This is a genomic window from Anaerolineae bacterium, assembly GCA_013178015.1.
Taxonomy (GTDB): domain Bacteria; phylum Chloroflexota; class Anaerolineae; order DRVO01; family DRVO01; genus Ch71.
This window is the reverse complement of the sequence record JABLXR010000011.1, coordinates 43,516-61,557: the sequence shown is the minus strand read 5'-3', so window position 1 is coordinate 61,557 and position 18,042 is coordinate 43,516. Positions and strand designations below refer to the sequence as shown.

12 protein-coding genes are annotated in these 18,042 nt (G+C 65.8%); 6 read left to right on the top strand and 6 right to left on the bottom strand.

Annotated elements, in window-relative coordinates:
- Positions 1-66 precede the first annotated feature (66 nt).
- Together HPY83_05775 and HPY83_05770 are read left to right on the top strand one after the other, a co-directional pair.
- Positions 67-1,104 (top strand): hypothetical protein, encoded by a 1,038-nt coding sequence (locus HPY83_05775; GenBank protein ID NPV07461.1) that lies wholly within the window; start codon positions 67-69, stop codon positions 1,102-1,104.
- A gap of 140 nt (positions 1,105-1,244) precedes the next feature.
- Positions 1,245-4,412 (top strand): PAS domain S-box protein, encoded by a 3,168-nt coding sequence (locus HPY83_05770; protein ID NPV07460.1) that lies wholly within the window; start codon positions 1,245-1,247, stop codon positions 4,410-4,412.
- 147 nt (positions 4,413-4,559) lie between these two features.
- Here the strand turns inward: HPY83_05770 and HPY83_05765 are convergent, their stop codons facing one another.
- Positions 4,560-4,823, bottom strand: a complete 264-nt coding sequence (locus tag HPY83_05765) for a hypothetical protein (protein ID NPV07459.1) — start codon at positions 4,821-4,823, stop codon at positions 4,560-4,562.
- Positions 4,824-5,002: 179 nt separating this feature from the next.
- Entirely contained in the window at positions 5,003-5,512 is a 510-nt protein-coding gene (locus HPY83_05760; protein NPV07458.1) for a hypothetical protein, read from the bottom strand.
- A gap of 265 nt (positions 5,513-5,777) precedes the next feature.
- Between HPY83_05760 and HPY83_05755 the strand changes: the two genes are divergently transcribed.
- From HPY83_05755 to HPY83_05745, 3 genes are all read left to right on the top strand, one after another.
- Positions 5,778-7,226 (top strand): alpha-N-arabinofuranosidase, encoded by a 1,449-nt coding sequence (locus HPY83_05755; protein ID NPV07457.1) that lies wholly within the window; start codon positions 5,778-5,780, stop codon positions 7,224-7,226.
- Positions 7,223-8,008 carry a PHP domain-containing protein gene (locus tag HPY83_05750; GenBank protein ID NPV07456.1) on the top strand — a complete coding sequence of 262 codons (786 nt, stop codon included), beginning with the start codon at positions 7,223-7,225 and terminating at the stop codon, positions 8,006-8,008. The genes HPY83_05755 and HPY83_05750 overlap by 4 nt, the downstream gene beginning before the upstream one ends.
- A gap of 262 nt (positions 8,009-8,270) precedes the next feature.
- Positions 8,271-10,598, top strand: coding sequence for an FAD-dependent oxidoreductase (locus HPY83_05745; GenBank protein NPV07455.1), 2,328 nt, complete (start codon positions 8,271-8,273; stop codon positions 10,596-10,598).
- A gap of 108 nt (positions 10,599-10,706) precedes the next feature.
- Here HPY83_05745 and HPY83_05740 read toward each other — a convergent pair whose 3' ends face one another.
- From HPY83_05740 to HPY83_05730, 3 genes are all read right to left on the bottom strand, one after another.
- The gene (locus tag HPY83_05740; protein ID NPV07454.1) at positions 10,707-12,044 is read right to left on the bottom strand and encodes a class I SAM-dependent methyltransferase; all 1,338 of its coding nucleotides are present in this window, start codon (positions 12,042-12,044) and stop codon (positions 10,707-10,709) included.
- Between the two features lie 272 nt (positions 12,045-12,316).
- Positions 12,317-12,742: an MgtC/SapB family protein gene (locus HPY83_05735; GenBank protein ID NPV07453.1), complete on the bottom strand. Its 426-nt coding sequence runs from the start codon at positions 12,740-12,742 to the stop codon at positions 12,317-12,319.
- A 127-nt stretch (positions 12,743-12,869) separates the two neighbouring features.
- Positions 12,870-15,560 (bottom strand): pyruvate, phosphate dikinase, encoded by a 2,691-nt coding sequence (locus HPY83_05730; GenBank protein NPV07452.1) that lies wholly within the window; start codon positions 15,558-15,560, stop codon positions 12,870-12,872.
- A 276-nt stretch (positions 15,561-15,836) separates the two neighbouring features.
- Here HPY83_05730 and HPY83_05725 point away from each other — a divergent pair, with 276 nt between their 5' ends.
- Positions 15,837-17,039: a M20/M25/M40 family metallo-hydrolase gene (locus HPY83_05725; GenBank protein ID NPV07451.1), complete on the top strand. Its 1,203-nt coding sequence runs from the start codon at positions 15,837-15,839 to the stop codon at positions 17,037-17,039.
- Here HPY83_05725 and HPY83_05720 read toward each other — a convergent pair.
- Positions 16,991-17,959, bottom strand: coding sequence for a radical SAM protein (locus HPY83_05720; GenBank protein NPV07450.1), 969 nt, complete (start codon positions 17,957-17,959; stop codon positions 16,991-16,993). The genes HPY83_05725 and HPY83_05720 overlap by 49 nt on opposite strands.
- Positions 17,960-18,042 lie beyond the last annotated feature (83 nt).

Below are 18,042 nucleotides of genomic sequence, written 5' to 3'. Positions count from 1 at the left end.
CGACGGCCGCCGGCTGAGTGACAGGCGGAGGCTTACACAAGCTCAGACTGGAGGAGAGCATCGTCTATGACCCCACGTGAGATGGTCATCGCCCAACTGCAGCATGAAGAGACGCCCTACGTTCCCTACACCCTGGACTTCGAGGGCGACGTCGCCGAGCGCCTCGACACCCACTACGGAAGTGCCCGTTGGCGTCAGTGGGTGGACAACCACCTGCGTGCCGTGCCGGGCGCTGACCTGGGCACGCCGGACCCCGCGAGCGGTCCCCTGGTCCGCGACTTGCACGGTACCCTGTGGAGGACGGACCGTCGTCCGGTGCACCTGGAGGAGCCGGCCCTGCGAGAGCCCAGCCTTGAAGGCTATCACTTTCCCACCATGGATCAGGTCTTCCCTCCGGGCCACCTCGAGGCGTCTCGCCGGGCGGCCGAGAGCCTCCGGGAACGTTACTTCGTCTACGCCGGAATCGGCTTCGGCCTCTTCGAGCGCACCTGGACCCTGCGGGGGTTCAACGACGCCCTCATGGACGCCGCCGCGGATCCGGACTTCTACGACGAGTTGGTGGAGCGCGTCGCTCGGCACCAGCTGGACTTGCTCGACCGGGTGCTGGAGCTGCCTATAGACGGTATCCGCTTCAGCGACGACTGGGGCTACCAACGGGGCGTGCTGCTGGGCGCCGAGCGTTGGCGCCGGTTCATCAAGCCGCGCCTGGCCCGGCTGTACCGCCGGGTTCACGATGCTGGCAAGTATGCCCTGAGCCACTGCTGCGGCAACGTGGCCGAGGTACTGCCCGACCTGATCGAGATCGGGCTCGACTGTCTGGAGAGCGTCCAGCCCGAGGCCATGGACCCCTATGAGCTCAAGCGGCAGTATGGCGACCGTATCGCTTTCTGGGGCGGCCTGGGCTCCCAGTCTACCATTCCTTTCGGCACCCCCGCCTCGATTCGGGCGGAAGTGAATCGCCTGTGTCATGAGATGGGACGCGGCGGGGGCTACATCCTTGGCCCGGCCAAAGCTCTCCAGCCAGAGACTCCCACTGCGAACGCCGCCGCCGTGGTGGAGAGCTTCCTGGCTCAGGCAGGGGTGGCGATCGCTTCCGCTTGCTGAGGGCGAGTTCCCAGCAGAAGGGCGTATTCAGACGCTGACAGCTATACTGACAATCCACATGCTGCTATGCTGTGGGTCTGATCGCGCACAGAGGCGGAGCGGGGTCGAGGCGATCCGGCTTGGTGTGAGGAGCCAGTTCAGTGAAGCACCCAACGTTAGGCGGTAGAACCCCCACCGACTCAGGGCTGCCTGAGGCGATTGAGCGGTCGTCCCAACCCAGTGCTGCCGGCCGAGTTGGCGGCGGGGCTGTTCGGGCGAATGCGGCCCTGATGAGGCTCCTGGGCTACGAGCCAGGTGAGATTAGCGGGGACCGCCTGGCGGAAGCGCTCACGCCGGGGGAGTATCGGGATGCCGAGGCCCGGGCTATGGCCGCATTCATCAGTGCCGGCCAGCCTCAGTGTTACCGGAAGGAAGTGACCCGGCGCGATGGATCTCGAGTGCGGGTGGAGGTGCTTCTGCACGCCTTGCGCGATGAGGCAGGCGTCGATGGGTATTGCGCTACCTACCTCGAGTTGGAGGCTCACAGGGAAGCCATCTTCGCCAGCATCACCGATGGCCTGGTGGTGGCGGACCTGGAGGGAAACATCCTGGAGATGAACCCCGCCGCGCTGCGCCTGCATGGGTTCGGCAGCGTGGACGAGGCCCGGAAGCACTTGAGCCGATATGTGGACCAGTTCGACCTCTTCTACGCTGACGGGCGACCCATGCCTCTGGAGGAATGGCCCCTGTCTCGAGCCATCCGTGGGGAGACTTTCCCCCGCTGCAAAGTCCTGCTAAAGGACCGCGTGACTGGCAGGGAGAAGGCTTACTCCTATGCGGGCACCCACGTGCGCGATTCCGCCGGGGTCCCTTACCTGGCCATCCTCACCATCCGCGACATCAGCGATAGGATGCAGGCAGAGCGCGAGATCGAAAGCCTGGCCCGTTTCCCCCGAGAGAACCCACAGCCGGTTCTGCGAGTGGGCTCCGATGGAACCATACTCTACGCGAACCCGGCCAGCCGGCCGATACTCTCGGCCTGGGGACGGGCGCAGGGTGAGGTACTCCCGGAGGAGTGGCGGGAACAGCTCAGCGCCTCTCTGGGGTCGGGACAGAACCGCATGCTGGAGATGCACGTCGAGGGCCGTCACTTCGAGCTGGAACTGGTGCCCTTCACCCGGGCTGGGTATGTCAACCTGTATGGGCGGGACGTTAGCGATCGCAAGGCGATCGAGCAGGCCCGAGAGCGGCACTTCGGCCGCCTGCAGGCCCTGGTGAGGATCTCCCGGCGGGTCCTGGCGGAGACCACGTTCGAGGGGCTGCTGCATCAGGTGACTTACGGGGCCTGTGAGCTTACCGGCGCCGGGGTGGGGGCAGCCGGTCACGGCTACCGGGATGGTACCTTCGGGGTTGGCGTTTCATCTCAGACTGGGGAGTTCACTCTCTGCTCCACCAGCAATGTCTTCTGCATGGAGAGGGGTGGGGTCTACCGGCGGTTGCTGACCGAGGTGCCGTCACTCCGGCTAACCGATCAGGAGCTGCGGTCACATCCAGACTGGTGGGGGCTGCCCGAGGGGCATCCGCCCCTGCGCGGGCTGTTGGGGGCGCGGACTGTGGACGCCTCCGGTCGGCCCAACGGCGTGATCCTGGTCTCGGATAGCCTGAATGGCGAGTTCACCGAAGAGGATGAGGCCGCCTTGTCACAGCTGGCAGCCGTGGCTTCGCTGGGCTTGCGCCACATCGAGGCGCGTGCTGAGGCAGAAGCCCGCACCCGCGAGACGGAGGCCATCCTGGAGTCTATCGCCGATGGCGTGTGGGTCTATGACCCTGAAGGCAGGATCGTGCGCATGAACGCCGCCGCCCGCCGACTCAGCGGATACTCCGAGGTGGAAGCGAGGCAGACCATAGCGGAGAGGGGCCCCGCGCTCAGGCTCAGGACGTCGGAGGGGCGCACCTTGACCCCGGAGGCCCTTCCTGCTGCTCGGGCTCTCCGGGAAGAGACGGTCAGATCCTTGGTCATGGGAATCGAGCAACCGGATGGCAGTACCGTCTGGGTCTCCAACAGCGCGGCCCCGATCCTCACTGCGGACGGCCGGCTCCTGGGGGCCGTGGCAACCTCTACTGACATCACCGAGCTGCGCCGGGTCAACGACCAGCTGGAGGCCCGGCGGACTGAACTCCTGGCGTTGGCCCAGGATTTGGAGTTGGAGCGGGAGCAGTTGGCGGTCACCTTGCGATCCATTGGCGATGCGGTGGTTGCGGCCGACCCGGAAGGCTTTGTAGTGCTGATGAACGCCGCCGCCGAGAGGTTGACCGGCTGGGACGAAGATAGCCTGAAGGAGAGGACTTTGGTCGAGCTTCTGGATCGGTCCTTCAGCCTCCACTACCCCTCCGGCGAGCCGCTTCCGCTGCAGGAATGGCCGTTGACCGATGCCCTCAAAGGGGAGGCTTTCTCCGGCCTAGAAGTCGAGCTGCGGGCACGGGATAGTGGAACGGTGACGGTGCTGGACTGTTCCTTGCAGCCCGTCCGGGACCAGGAAGGACGGCTGCTCCTCACGGTGATCGCTGCTCGGGACATTACGACGCAGAAGCTGGTGGAGTGGGAGCGCCGACGGCTGGAGAAGCTGAAGGTGGACTTCATCGCCAACACCTCCCACGAACTGCGCACCCCCCTGGCCTCGGTCATGGGATACACCGAGCTGCTCCTGTCCGGGGGCGCGGGCGCCCTCAGTCCGGTGCAGCAGGAGTTCTTGCAGACGGTCTACGACAGCGGTGAGCGGCTCCGTTGGCTCATCGACGACATTCTGGACGTCTCCCGGATGGAGGCGGACAAGCTGGACCTGGAGCACGCCCGAGTGGACTTGGTCAGACTAGCCCAGGGAGCGATGGAGCGGCTGCGGCCCAGGGCCGACCAACAGGGCGTGCACCTGGATGCGGACTTGCCTGCCGAGCTACCTGCCATGCTGGGCGACCCCCGGCGACTGGAGCAAGTTCTCGGCAATCTGCTCAGCAACGCCATCAAGTACACCCCTCAAGGTGGGTCGGTGACCTTGTCTGCCTCCCATGAGGGTGAGTGGCTGGAGGTTCTGGTGCGCGACACCGGCATCGGCATCGCCCCCGAGGATCTGCCTCACCTGTTCGAACGTTTTCATCGCGGTCGCAACGCCATCAACGAGAGCATCGGGGGAACGGGCCTGGGGCTATACATCAGCAAGACCATCGTGGAGGCGCATCGGGGGCGCATCGAGGTGGAGAGCCGACCGGGCGAGGGCACTGTGGTCCGCGTCTTGTTGCCCGTGCCGCCCAAGGAGCCAGTGCGTGGGGCATGAACGCCCCAGTCTAGGCGCGTCGGAACGGGCGCGCCTCAGACGTATCGCTCCTAGGAACTGGCTCGGTCCGGGGGGCCCCATTCGGCGTGTTCCTGCCGGTCGAGCTGGAGGGCTCATCCGGGCGGGATGAGCCCTCGGTTGATGCGCTCAGGTCTTCAGGTCGTCCCTCAGGCGCTCGTACTCCTCGCGGCTAATCTCGCCTCGGGCGTATCGCTCTCGCACGATGTCGAGCGGGGATGGCCGCCCTGCCGCGGCATCCCGATCCCGGGTGGAGCTGCCGGTCTGACGGCCCGCGCTTACCAGCCAGATCACCAGTGCTGCTAACAGAACGATGAAGAGCAATCCACCGAACATCATGATCAGACCTCCTAACCAACCCATGCCTCCCCAAGGCATCCCGTGCCACCACATCATGCTTTCTCCTCTTTGGCTATACTCTAGGCAGACCTAATGCCTAAATACTATATCACAGCCCTAGACTATACAATCTGCCTTAGCCGGGCGTGTGGGCCCCGCAGAGCCAGTGGGCGGACGATTGGGCTCCCAGGGAAGCGGCCCTGGGAGCCCAATCGGTTGGTGCCGACTTTCGCCTAGCTGGTGCTGGGCCGGCTCCAGCGGCCGCCGTAGGGTAGGCCGTCCTCGCCGGCGAAGGGGCACATGCCACCGTAGCGGCCGAACCCATGCCCACCCCAGGGGCCGGCGCCGCGCCCGGCCATCCAGTCGGCCTGCGCCTGGGTGATCAGCCCCTCAGCGACTGCCTTCTCCAGGGCCATGTCGCGAGCCTGCTGCATGAGGGCGGGGATGTCCTCCGGAGCCACGCCCTGCGCTAGAGCTATCTGCCAGAAGGTCTGGCCTTCGGCCTGGGCGGCCTCGAAGTCCGCCACTTCCATGCCCAGAACCTCGGCCATGCTCTCGACCATTACGTCGTGCAGGACGCCGGTGCCGGCCGGAGCGACCCCGTTTCCCCACACGCCCCGTCCGCCCATCATGCCGCGGCCGTAGCCGTAGGTTCCGGGCCCTTGGGCCTCCACCGCCAGAACCCCACCCAGGGCCAGAGCCAGGACGGACGCCACTGCTAGCACTGCTAATGCCTTTCTCATCTGTATCTCCTTCTATCGAGGGAGCTAGTCGCTCTCCCATCGCTATGGCCTGAGGATAGCGCAAGAATGTGGAGAACCGATGGAAATCGGATGGAACGCTGATGACGCTGATGAGGCACTGATTGCCGCAGATCGTCTCTTCGTTGTGTCTGATCAGCGTTGATCTGCGCAGCATCAGGCCAATCGACGCACCATGCGCTTTGGGCCTTTGCCGCGCCTTGCCGCGCGGTGTATCATCGGGCGGCTTGCGCCGGGAGGGGGACATATGATCGCTATCCGTCCCGAGGTGGTGATCGGCCGCATCGAGCCAAACATCTACGGGATGTTCATCGAGCATCTCGGTCGCTGCATCTACGGTGGCATCTTCGACGAGGGCTCGCCCTTGAGCGACGCCGAGGGCTACCGCAAGGACGTCCTCAAGGCTTGCCAGCGGTTGGCCCCTCCCGTCCTGCGCTGGCCCGGGGGCAACTTCGTCTCCGGCTACCACTGGCAGGATGGTGTAGGTCCTCGGGACAAGCGTCCCCGTCGGTTCGACCTGGCCTGGTTCGAGGAGGAAAGCAACCGCTTCGGCACCGACGAGTTCCTGGGCTTTTGCCGCCGCCTCAACACTCAGCCCTACATCTGCGCCAACGCCGGTAGCGGCACCATCGAGGAGGCGGCTGGCTGGGTGGAGTACTGCAACGGTTGGACCAACACTCACTACGCCAACCGGCGCCGCCGGCATGGCAACTCCGTCCCCTTCAATGTGCCCTACTGGGGCCTGGGCAACGAGGTGTACGGCTCCTGGCAGATCGGACACCTTGACGCCGAGGACTACGCCAAGAAGGCCCTGGAGATGGCCAAGGTCATGCGCTGGACCGACCCCAACGTGCGCCTAGTCGCCTGCGGCCTGGGCCGGGAGGAGTGGGACCTGCCCGTGCTGGAGAGGATGCGCGGCCAGGCCGAGTACCTCTCAGTACACTGCTACGTGGGCAGCCCGGACTACTACCGCAACGTCTGCGCCGTCTCCGCCATGGAGGAGATCCTGGAGCGGACCAAAGCTTCCATCCGACAGGTCTACGAGGTGGAGGACGCCGCCCAGGCCCCGGTGAAGATCGCTGTGGACGAGTGGAACGTGTGGTACCGGGCCCGGGGGAACGAGCGTTTCGCCGCGGCCGACAAGCTCCGCGAGGTGTACGACCTCTCCGACGCTCTCTGTGTGGCTACCTTTGTGCACCTCTTCCAGCGGGAGTGCCGTACGGTGACTATGGCCAACCTGGCCCAGATGGTGAACGTTATCGCTCCCATCCTCACCACGCCGGAGAGCATTCTGCTCCAGAGCATCTACTACCCACTGGTTCTGCTGCGACACCATTCGGGCCCCCTGGCCGTGCAGGTGGAGGCAGAGGGCGACTGTGTTCCCGAGGAACGGGCAGGCGCGGTAGCCTGCCCCTACCTCGATGTGGCCGCGAGCCTCAGCGAGGACGGCCGTAAGCTGTATCTCAGCGTGGTGAACAGGCACCAGACCGAGGACATCGAGGAACCGGTGCAGGTAAAGGGTGCCGCCCTTGGTGACGTTCGAGCGTGGGAATTGAACGGGCCGGACGTCCACGCCGTCAACACGTTCGAGTGCCCCGAGGTCGTGTCGGCCCGCGAAGTGCAGGCAAGTCTGGGGCAGGGCGTGTACGTCTTCCCTGCCCACTCACATACCGTGATGGAGGTGGCGCTGCATTGATCCGCGCCGACAACTCCGATCTGCACACTCACACCGGCTACTCCGATGGGCGCGGCAGCTTGGAAGACAACGTGCGCGCCGCCGAGGCGGCCGGCCTCGACGCGGTGGCCATTGCCGACCATCTCTTCCCTGAGAGTCACCCTCGCTTCGGCGATCGGGGCAGGCTGCGCCAGCGGCTGGAAGAGATGCGGCAGGTGCGCTCCTGGGCCGGCCTGACGGTAGTAATGGCCGTGGAGGCGACCGCCACCGACGTGGAGGGTACGCTCTCCGCTTCTCCCCAGGACCTCGAGGGGGTGGAACTGTCCCTGGTTGACGTCGGCTCCATCACCGCCGGCGTGGCGACCTCGGTATTGCCAGGACGAGCCCGTCAGCTGGCGAGCGTCTTGCGCTTGTACGAGCGCCTGGCCGGGAACGAGCTGGTGGACGGGCTGGCGCACCCTTTCGCCCTGGGTTGCTTCGGGCTGGATATCACGCTAGAGGACCTACCGGAGACTGCCCTGCGGGAGTTGGGCGCGAACTTGGCGGAGCACGGGACGGCCTTCGAGATCAATAACGGGTTCTGGTGGTGGTGGCCGCAGTTCCACCCCATGCAGGTGGCCGAGCTGTACGCGCGGGTAGTCGCCGCGGTGGCGGAGGGCGGGGCCCGCTTCACTCTGGGAAGCGATGCCCACTGCAATACAGGGGTGGGAAACTTGAGCTGGGCCAAGAGAGTGGCGCAGTTGGCTGGCCTGAGCAGCGACAGCTGGGCCGTCGTGCAGGACCTAGTCGGCGAACGAAGGTGAGCGCTGGATGGTCAGGGCACCGCTCCGCGGGCACATGCGGCCGGCAGCAGGCGGACTGTGCCAGCGAGACGGCGCTTGTGGAAGACTGGGGCGGCCCGAAGAGGATGAGGCGTTGGCCCGCTGGCAGCCACAGCGATCAGCTCGAAGGCGACGGGTGCCTGTGAGCGTTCTGCGCGTCCGTATCGCTCAGCGGTTGCATCCCGGTTGCCTGTGTGTTCTCTCGCCTGTCGCCTGAGTCTTTGGTCACGTGAAGGAAGTGGGAATGCCGAGAGAAGTGGTGGAAGAGACATTCGACGTCATCGTCATCGGTGGGGGCCTGGCGGGGGTGTGTGCCGCCGTGGCAGCAGCCCGCCACGGAGCCTACACCGCCCTGATCCAAGACCGCCCAGTTCTGGGGGGCAATTCCTCCAATGAAGTCCGGGTGAGCGTTACCGGGGCCTCGGCGGGAGGGCGCAACCCCTTTGCTCGAGAAACGGGAATCGTAGACGAGTTGCTCATCGAGGACCGCTTTCGCTCCTCCACCCCGTACCCGGTCAACGGCGAGCCGCGCCCTAACTGGGACTGGCTCCTGGCCGAGTGGGTGACGCGCGAGCCCAACCTGGTACTCTTCCTGAACACCCGGGCCGTAGAGCCGGTGATGGACCCGGATGCGAGCACCATTCGCTCCGTTCGCTGTCTGCAGACTAGCACCGAGCGGGAGTACTTGCTCCACGCCCACACCTTCGTGGACGCCAGCGGGGACGGGTCCATCGCGGCCCAGGCGGGCGCGGAATTCCGCTACGGCCGAGAGGGCAAGATGGATCAGCCGCGCGACAGGCGCGAATCGCTGGCACCTTTGCGGAGTGACGAGGAGGTGCTGGGGAGCAGCCTCATGTTCAGTGCCCGTGACGTGGGGCATCCGGTGAAGTTTACTCCGCCTCCCTGGGCTCACGATTACCCGAAGGAGGAAGACATCCCCTATCGGGAGCACAGCCACATCGCCGCCGGCTACTGGTGGATCGAGTGGGGCGGCAAGCAGGATACCATCGGCGACAATGAGCTCATTCGCGACGAGCTGCTCAAGATGGTGTACGGCATCTGGGACCACATCAAGAACCACGGCTCCCACAAGGCAGACAACTTGGAGCTTGACTGGGTGGGAAGCGTCGTGGGGAAGCGCGAGTCTCGCCGCTTCCTGGGCGATTACGTGCTGAGCCAGATGGACATCGAGGAGCGGCCTCAGTTCCCCGACGCGGTGGCGTACGGCGGCTGGCCCATGGACACCCACCCGGCGGATGGGCTCAAGGCGCGGGAGATGGCCTGCATCCAGATCTACCCACCTGGGCCCTATGCCATCCCCTTGCGCTGCCTGTATTCTAAGGACGTGCCCAACCTCTTCCTGGCAGGGCGCAACATCAGCGCCACTCACTTGGCCTTCGCCTCCGCCCGGGTGATGGGCACCTGCGCCGTAGAGGGGCAAGCGGTGGGGACAGCCGCCTGGCTCTGCGCCCAGTACGAGTGTTTCCCCCGAGACATCGCCACCACCCACATCCAGGAGCTGCAGCAGATACTGCTCAAAGACGGCTGCTACATCCCGGGGGTACGCAACCGAGACGAGGGCGATCTGTTGCGGGGAGCAACCGTGACCGAGACCTCGCACTACGGGCCCCTGGAGATGACCCATTTCGACCGTATGCTGACGCTCGATTCGGATCGGGCCCAGATGTTCACTGTCTCCGAGCCCTATCTGGAACGGGTCTCGGTATGGCTGGAGTCTGACGCCAAGGAGGACGTAGAGATTCGGGCTAGCCTGTACCGGGCTGAGCACCTGACCGACTTCTCCTCCACCGATCCCATCGCCGTGGCCGTGGCTACCCTTCCGCCCAAGCGACGGGTATGGGTTACCTTCCCCTTCGAGGCTACGGTGGAGCCGGGCGGCGTCTACTGGATCAAGCTCGACGAATCCCGCCGAGTGACGTGGGGGCTGGCGGACGAGTCCATTCCAGGGGCCCTGCGGGCGGAGCGCATGGAGTTCCGCAAGCTGTGGTTGCCGCGCCAGGGCTGTCACACGTTCCGCCTCATCCCCAAGTCCTATCCCTATCGAGGGAGCAATGTGGTTAGTGGCGGGACCCGGCCGGAGCGAGGGCCGGAGCTGTGGATCAGCGATCCGAGCGCCCGTCTTCCCCAGAGCGTAGAGCTCGAGCTGCCCGGCCGGCTGGAGGTGGATACGGTGTATCTCACCTTCGATACCGATCTGGACAAGCTAGTGTCTTTCGGGCCTGTGCCCGAATGCGTGCGGGACTACACCATCTCCTACCTGAACGACAAGGGGGAGTGGGAGGTCATCGTGCGAGAGACGAACAACCACCATCGCCTGCGTCGGCACGAGTTCCCTCCGGTGTATGCGTCCAGGCTTCGCCTCACCGTGACGGCCACCAATGGAGCTCCCTCCGCGCGCGTGTACGAGATACGTGCTTACCGAGAGCGCCCAGAAGAGCCGATTGAGGCTCCGGAGCAGGAAGAGGCAGCCGAGACGGAGGAGCAGTCGGAGCCGGCCGCGGAGGCGCCAGGACCCGCCGTCGGCCAGGCCGAGGCATCAGACGAGGCGTAAGGCCGGGGAGCGTCCGGACCTCGCTACGCCAACCGCCGCAGGCCGCCTTTTCGTCCTCCGGAAGTGCCTGGAGCACAGGGGTGTGGCCGGCCCTGGCGCGCGCCGCAGCTACCGGTACCAGGCCTCCCGAGTCCGGGGCATGGCGCTGGTGCCGTCCGCGGCCGGTTTCACCAGGAGGGTCTGGTACACGTTGGTGGTGGCGCGGTCGAAGCCGTGGGCCGAGCCGGCCAGGAAGAGCCGCCAGGTGCGGTAGGTGCGCTCGCCGGCTATGCGGCAGGCTGCCTCGGCCTGGGCCTCCAGCCTGGACAGCCAGTGGCGCAGGGTGAGGGCGTAGTGCTCGCGCCAGCTCTCCACGTCCCGCACCTCGAAGCCGGCCTCCTCGGCGAAAGCCAGTGCCTCGTTGATGTGCACGAGTTCGCCATCGGGGAAGATGTACCGCTCGGAGAAGGTCTTGCGCCGGAGCAGGCGGGAGGGCAAGGACGCTTTCCCGGGCTTGCCCTGGGTGGCGATCCCGTGATTGAGGAGAAGGCCCTGAGGCTTAAGTAGGCGGTAGGCGTTCTCGAAGTACTGGCGCAGCCGGGCACGGCCGACATGCTCGAACATGCCGACGCTCGCGATCTTGTCGAAGGGCCCCTCGGTCACGTCGCGATAGTCCCGCAATTCGACCCAGGCACGGTCTGCCAGACCGGCGGCACGGATGCGTTCGTTGCCGAGCTCGTACTGGCGCTGGCTAAGGGTGATGCCCAGGGCCTGCACTCCGTACTTCTCCGCAGCGTAGGTGACCAGGCCGCCCCAGCCGCAACCGATGTCGAGGAGCCTCTCGCCGGGGCGGAGGCCGAGCTTCCGGCAGATGATGTCGAGCTTGGCTTCCTGGGCCTCGTCGATGGACTCGGCCCCGGTGCGGAAGTAGCCGCACGAGTAGACCAGGCGGGAGTCCAACCAGAGGGAGTAGAAGTCGTTACCCACGTCGTAGTGGTACTGGATGGCGGCGCGATCGCGCTCCTGGGAATGCACGCGGCCGCGCATCCGGGCCCGTTGCCGACCGGGGATGGCGGCGGGCGGCTGGCCTGGCAGTGCCAGCACGTCGCGGGCCAGGGATAGCCAGTCGGTGAGGCTGCGCTCCGGTTGGAGCAGCATGTCGCCCAGCCCGATGGCGGCGATGATGTCCCCCTCGATGTCGAATTCGCCGTCTATGAAGGCTTCCCCCAGGGCCAGGTCGTCAGGGGGCCAGAACATGCGCCGCAGGGCTCCCTCGCGATTGATCACGATGGTGAAGCGGGGCTCTATGCCCTGATCGGGTGGGCTGACCTCTCCAGTCCAGAGCCGAAGAGCGAAGTCGCGCGGCTGGCAGGCGGCGAAGAGACGGTCCAGGATGGAGAGGCTGCGGGCCACCGCTGGATCGGGTGTTGCGGACGAAGCTGCGGATTCCACCGAAGTCTGCGCCATCTGCGGCCTCCTCTGGGTGGCGGGCCGATGGCCGGATTGTAGCACCGGAGAGCGGTCCCGGCGACCCATGCGAGTTGTGGGAAGGCGACTTAGGCGTGGCAGAGGCCTGTCCGAAGAAGCCGCTGCATCCGATGAACCCAGGTGGAAGTAGGTATGGTGGTCCTGGCTAGGAGCGCTGGCACACAGCCAGCTAGACTGGAGGCCTCGCGGTCTCCTCACGAGCAGTCAGCGATTCGCCCCTCCCTAGGAGACTAGGGGGCGACGACAACAGGTCACAGGAGCCGCTGCTCCAGGCGCTTGAGCAGCGCCAGTGTAGTGTAAGCCAAGATGGTGGCCGCCACCGCCAGCCAGTAGTAGCCCACCGCCACTGCCATTCCGATGGCCGCTGTCGCCCAGAGCCCGGCGGCGGTGGTCAGTCCTTTTACCTCTCGCGATGCCTCCCCGCCAATCCTGAGCACCGTGCCGGCGCCAATGAAGCTGATGCCGACGACCACCTGGGCTGCCACCCGGGACGTCTCCGAGCCGGGGAAGGCGGCGAAGCTCAGGATGGTGAAGAGGCAGGAGCCCAGCGAGACGAGCATGAACGTGCGCAGGCCGGCCGGAAGGTCCTTGCGCTCGCGCTCGAGACCGATGGCGCCGCCCAGCAGCAGAGCGAAGAAAAGCCGAAGGGCCCACTCGCCCTCGCGCAGGAACTGCATCCACGTCTGGTGCACGATCAGGTCCACAGTCGCTGCTCCTGTACCAAATATAGGAAGCACGAGGGCCCGCTGGTTAGCGGGCCCCGTAAGTCCATGCCGTGGCGAACCTTGCGGTGGCGCGGCGAGATCAGACGTCCTTGAAGGCCTTGACCGTCTCCCTGACCGAGGCCTGAGCGGCCGCCAGGCGGGCGATGGGCACCCGGAAGGGAGAGCAGGACACGTAGTCCAGACCCACCTGGTGGCAGAACTCGATGGACGAAGGGTCGCCACCGTGCTCGCCGCAGATGCCCACTTCCAGATCGGGCCGGGTCTGACGCCCTCGCTCGGTACCCATCCTGACCAGCTGCCCCACGCCCTCCCGGTCCAGGACCTGGAAGGGGTTCTCGGGCAGGATCTTGTCTTCGACGTACTGGAGGAGGAACTTGCCTTCGGCGTCGTCGCGGCTGATGCCGAAAGTGGTCTGGGTTAGGTCGTTAGTGCCGAAGGAGAAGAACTCGGCGTACTCGGCGATCTGATCGGCCGTGAGGCAGGCCCGCGGTATCTCGATCATGGTGCCGAACATGTAGTCCACCTCGGCGCCCTGCTCCTCGGTCACCTGCTTGGCCACCTTCTCTAGCCGGGAGCGGGTCTCGCTGAGCTCATTCACGTGGCTGATCAGCGGTATCATGATCTCGACGTGAGCCTCGACGCCTTCCTTGGTGACGTTCGCGGCCGCTTCCAAAACGGCCCGGGTTTGCATCTCGATAATGCCCGGGACGACCAGGCCCAGGCGGCAGCCACGCAGGCCCAGCATGGGGTTGGCCTCGCGCATGGCAGCCACGGCGCTGAGGAGCTCGCGCTTCTCGCGGATGGCCGCCACGTCGGCACCCTCACACTCCATGCGGGTGACCTCGACCAGCAGGTCTTCGTACGACGGCAGGAACTCATGCAGGGGCGGGTCAATGAGCCGGATGATGACCGGTAGACCGTCCATGGCCCGGAAGATGCCCTCGAAATCGCCTCGCTGGAAGGGCAGCAATTGGTCCAGGTATTGCTGCCGCTCATCGTCGGCCTCGGCGAGTATCATCTTCTGCACGATGGGCAGGCGCTCTTCCTCGAAGAACATGTGCTCGGTGCGGCAGAGGCCGATGCCCTCGGCGCCGAACTCGCGGGCGCGGGTGGCGTCCCGGGGGTAGTCTGCATTGGCGCGGACGCCCAGGCGCCTGAGCTCGTCAGCCCAGCTGAGCAACTCCACCAGCTGGTGCTGGTCCTCGTACTTGGTCTCGATCATGGCGATCTCGCCCTTGAAGACCTCTCCGGAGGTGCCATCTATGGAGATGACCTCGCCTTCACGGATCACCTGTCCATTGGCAGTGAAGGAGCGATCGCTCATGTTGATGCGGATGGCTTCGCAGCCGGCCACGCAGGGCAGGCCCAGCCCCCGGGCTACCACTGCCGCATGGCTGGTGGCTCCGCCGTGCTGAGTGAGGATGCCCTTCGAGCGCAGCATGCCGTGCACGTCGTCGGGGGAAGTCTCAGGGCGAACCAGAATGGTGGGTCTACCCGATAGCCCCCACTCCTCGGCGGTGTCGGCGTCCAGGGCCACCGCGCCGACAGCGGCGCCCGGCGAGGCGTTGAGGCCGCGAGCGAGAAGCCTGTTCTCGGCGGCGGCGGCCTCCTTGGCCACCATATCGAAGCTGGGCAGGAGCAGCTGGTTGACCTGTTCCGGCTCCACCCGCAGAATGGCCTCTTCCTTGCTGATGAGGCCCTCGTGCACCATGTCCACCGCGATCTTGACCGCCGCCGCGGCGGTGCGCTTGCCCGTACGGGTCTGGAGCATGTAGAGCGTACCGCGCTCGATGGTGAACTCCATGTCCTGCATGTCGCGGTAGTGCTTCTCGATCCTCTCGGCTATCTCGGCGAACTGGTCGTAGATGGCTGGCATGTCCTGCGCCAGCTGGGAAATCTTCTTCGGCGTGCGGATGCCCGCCACCACGTCCTCGCCCTGGGCGTTCTGCAGATACTCGCCGTACAGCTGCCTGGCGCCAGTCGCCGGGTCCCGGGTGAACGCGACTCCGGTACCAGAATCCTCGCCCATATTGCCGAAGACCATAGTCTGCACATTCACGGCGGTTCCCCAGTTATGGGGCAGCTTGTGGAAGTTGCGGTAGTCCACCGCACGCCGACCCATCCACGATTCGAAGACGGCGGCGATGGCCTGACGCAGTTGCTCGTAGGGATCGGTGGGAAAGTCCTCGCCGAGCTGTTCTTTGTAATGGTTCTTGAAGCGCTGAACGATCTCCTTCAACATGTCGGTGGTGAGATCGGTGTCGAGCTTGCCCTCGGTCTTCTCCTTGTACTCCGTCAGGATCTCTTCGAAGGGCTCAGGGTCCAAACGGCGCACGATGCGGGAGAACATTTGGATCAGACGTCGGTAAGCGTCATAAGCGAAGCGCTCGTTACCGGTGGCCTGGGCGATGCCCTTGAGGGTCTCGTCATTCAGGCCCAGGTTCAGGACCGTATCCATCATCCCCGGCATGGAAACCCGGGCGCCACTGCGCACCGAGACCAGGAGAGGGTTGCTCGGGTCCCCAAACCGCTTGCCCGTCTTCTCTTCGATCGTCCTCAGGCCTTCCAGGACTTGCTCCCACATCCCCTCTGGGAACTCGCCGCCCAGTTCTGTGTAAGCGTTGCAGGCTTCAGTGGTGATGGTAAAGCCGGGAGGAACCGGGAGCCCGATGCTGGCCATCTCGGCCAGACCTGCGCCCTTTCCGCCGAGGAGGTTGCGCATGGAAGCGTTACCTTCCTCAAAGAGATACACCCACTTCTTATCAGCCATCGTTCTCCAAGACCTCCTTGGGGTATGCACCGAATGTCAGAGTGAAGCGGCAACAGCCGCGCTGGTGGCTGGGGCGCTGCGGCCGAGCGGCCGCCGAACGCCGCACGCATTATAGGAGAGGGGTCACAGGCAGGCAAAGCGCCGGCTGATCGTCGCGGCGCGGCCACGCTCAGTCCTGGGCGTACAGAGTGCCCCAACAGCGGCCCCCGAACTCCGAGGGCACGGTTGGCGAGGCCGAGACCCTTGCCTAGAATGGGCTCGTGTAAGGGAGGTGCGATGGACAGACTGCTGAGGGCGGCCGAGGTCGAGGCCGATGGTCTGGTGTCGTTCGCCCGACGTCTAGTGCAGACTCCGAGCCTCTCCGGGCAAGAGGAGGAAGTAGCAGGCCTGGTGGAGACGGAGATGCGGGCCCTAGGATACGACGAAGTCCGGCGCGACGAGGCCGGAAACGTCATCGGCCGGCTGCGGGGATCGGGCGGAGGTCGAACGGTACTGCTCAATGGGCACATGGACACCGTGGATCCAGGGCCACTCTCTGCCTGGGCCCATCCGCCCTACGCCGCCGAGCTGGTGGATGGCCGCCTACATGGGCGCGGGGCGGCCGACATGAAGGGGCCCCTTGCTGCCCAGGTCTACTGCGTGGCCCTCCTGGGCCGGGCGGGCTTGCAGCCTGAGGGCGATGTCGTGGTGACGGCTGTGGTGCAGGAAGAGACGGGCGGGTTGGGGACGCAGTTCCTGCTTCAAGGCGGAGCCAATGCCGACTGCGCCATAGTGGGCGAAGCGAGCGGCCTGGAGCTGCGCCGAGGCCACCGGGGACGGTTGGAGCTAGTAGTCACCGTGCAGGGCCGCTCGGTGCACGCTAGCGCCCCGGAGCGCGGCGCCAACCCGCACTACACCTTGGCCGGCTTCGTCCAGCGGCTCCGCCAGCTGGAGCTGCCCACTGACCCGGACCTAGGGGGGGCAAGCGTGGCGCCCACGCTTTGCAGCGGCGACCAGACCAGCAGCAACGTCATCCCGGGGCGTCTAGTGCTCCGGCTGGACTACCGTACCCTGCCTGGGGAGAAGCCGGAAGACATTGTGGCCCGGTTCCAGAGCCTGCTGGACCAATCAGCCACCGACGGGTGCTCGGGTAAGGTGGAGATCGAGAGGCACCTCACAGCCACGTACACCGGTTGGGAGAAGGTGGTGCTCAACGCGTTCCCTGCTTTCATTCTGCCAGCGGATGCACCCGAACTCCGCGCCGCTCGATCAGCCCTGGCGCGCCTCACGGGAGAAGAACCGAAGGTAGGGCTCTGGCGCTTCTCCACCGACGGCGGCCACCTGGTGCAGGCGGGCATCCCCACCATCGGCTACGGCCCGGGAGAGGAGACGCTGGTGCACACGGTGAATGAGAGCATCGCCGTTGACGATTTGGTGCGCGGGGCGGCCGGCTATGCCGCGCTGTGCCTTGCCCTTTCCCAGCCGGAGACAGCCTGGTGATCGCCGTCCTCGAAGGGCTCCTGTAGCCAGCCCTCGGCGAGGCCGGCGGCCTCGAAGCAGGCGAGGGCTTGCTCCAGTTCGCCCTCAGTGAGCTTGCGGCCCAATAGCGGGTGCTGCAAGGCCCGGTGGGCGGGGAAGTACTGCGACATCAGGCTCACCGGGACCTGGGGCGATATCTCCCGGGCCAGCCACCTCAGCACCTCGGCTGTCCCGGCCAGGTCTCCCGGCAGCACCAGGTGGCGCACTATCATGCCCCGTTCCGCCAGCCCGCCGGGCCCCAGCACCAGCGCCGGGCCCACTTGGCGGGCCATCTCCTTCAGGGCGGCACGGTTGGCGGCCACGTAGCCAGGGAAGCCGGAGACCTCGAGGGCCACGGCATCGGAGGCGTACTTGGCGTCCGGCAGGTAGACGTCTATCACGCCCTCGAGGAGGGCCAGGGTCTCGAGCGATTCGAACCCACTGCTGTTGTACACCAGCGGGATGTTAAGGCCAGCCCGGGCGGCTACGTCCGTGGCCCGCAGGATAGCAGGGACGAAGTGGGTAGGGGTGACGAAGTTGATGTTATGACAGCCGCGCCGCTGCAGCTCCAGCATCATGCCTGCCAGTCGCTGCACGGTGACCGGGCGGCCCACGCCCAACTGGCTGATGGGGTAGTTCTGGCAGAATAGGCAGCGCCCGCTGCAGCCCGAGAAGAAGATAGTGCCGGAGCCCCGAGTGCCGCTGATGGGAGGTTCCTCGCCATGGTGGACGTTCCAAGAGGCCACCACGGGCTCGGCCCCTACGCCGCAGGCGCCTCGCTCACCCTGCAACCGGTTCACGCCGCAAGCACGAGGACAGAGCCGGCAACTGGCCAGCTCGGCCCAGGCAGCCCGGGCCCGACGGGCCAACTCCCCACACCGGTGCAGCAGGAGATAGGACATAGGGAACAGGTTATAGGGGATAGGTTATAGGGAACAGGTTACAGGTTACAGAGGGGAATGAGTGTCTCGTGCTTCCGGTTCTG

Excerpts from the sequence above, each read along its gene's own strand:
- HPY83_05775 (NPV07461.1), top strand. The coding sequence starts at position 67 with ATGACCCCACGTGAGATGGTCATCGCCCAACTGCAGCATGAAGAGACG.
- HPY83_05765 (NPV07459.1), bottom strand. The coding sequence starts at position 4,823 with ATGTGGTGGCACGGGATGCCTTGGGGAGGCATGGGTTGGTTAGGAGGT.
- HPY83_05760 (NPV07458.1), bottom strand. The coding sequence starts at position 5,512 with ATGAGAAAGGCATTAGCAGTGCTAGCAGTGGCGTCCGTCCTGGCTCTG.
- HPY83_05755 (NPV07457.1), top strand. The coding sequence starts at position 5,778 with ATGATCGCTATCCGTCCCGAGGTGGTGATCGGCCGCATCGAGCCAAAC.
- HPY83_05745 (NPV07455.1), top strand. The coding sequence starts at position 8,271 with ATGCCGAGAGAAGTGGTGGAAGAGACATTCGACGTCATCGTCATCGGT.
- HPY83_05740 (NPV07454.1), bottom strand. The coding sequence starts at position 12,044 with ATGGCGCAGACTTCGGTGGAATCCGCAGCTTCGTCCGCAACACCCGAT.
- HPY83_05735 (NPV07453.1), bottom strand. The coding sequence starts at position 12,742 with ATGCAGTTCCTGCGCGAGGGCGAGTGGGCCCTTCGGCTTTTCTTCGCT.
- HPY83_05730 (NPV07452.1), bottom strand. The coding sequence starts at position 15,560 with ATGGCTGATAAGAAGTGGGTGTATCTCTTTGAGGAAGGTAACGCTTCC.
- HPY83_05725 (NPV07451.1), top strand. The coding sequence starts at position 15,837 with ATGGACAGACTGCTGAGGGCGGCCGAGGTCGAGGCCGATGGTCTGGTG.
- HPY83_05720 (NPV07450.1), bottom strand. The coding sequence starts at position 17,959 with ATGTCCTATCTCCTGCTGCACCGGTGTGGGGAGTTGGCCCGTCGGGCC.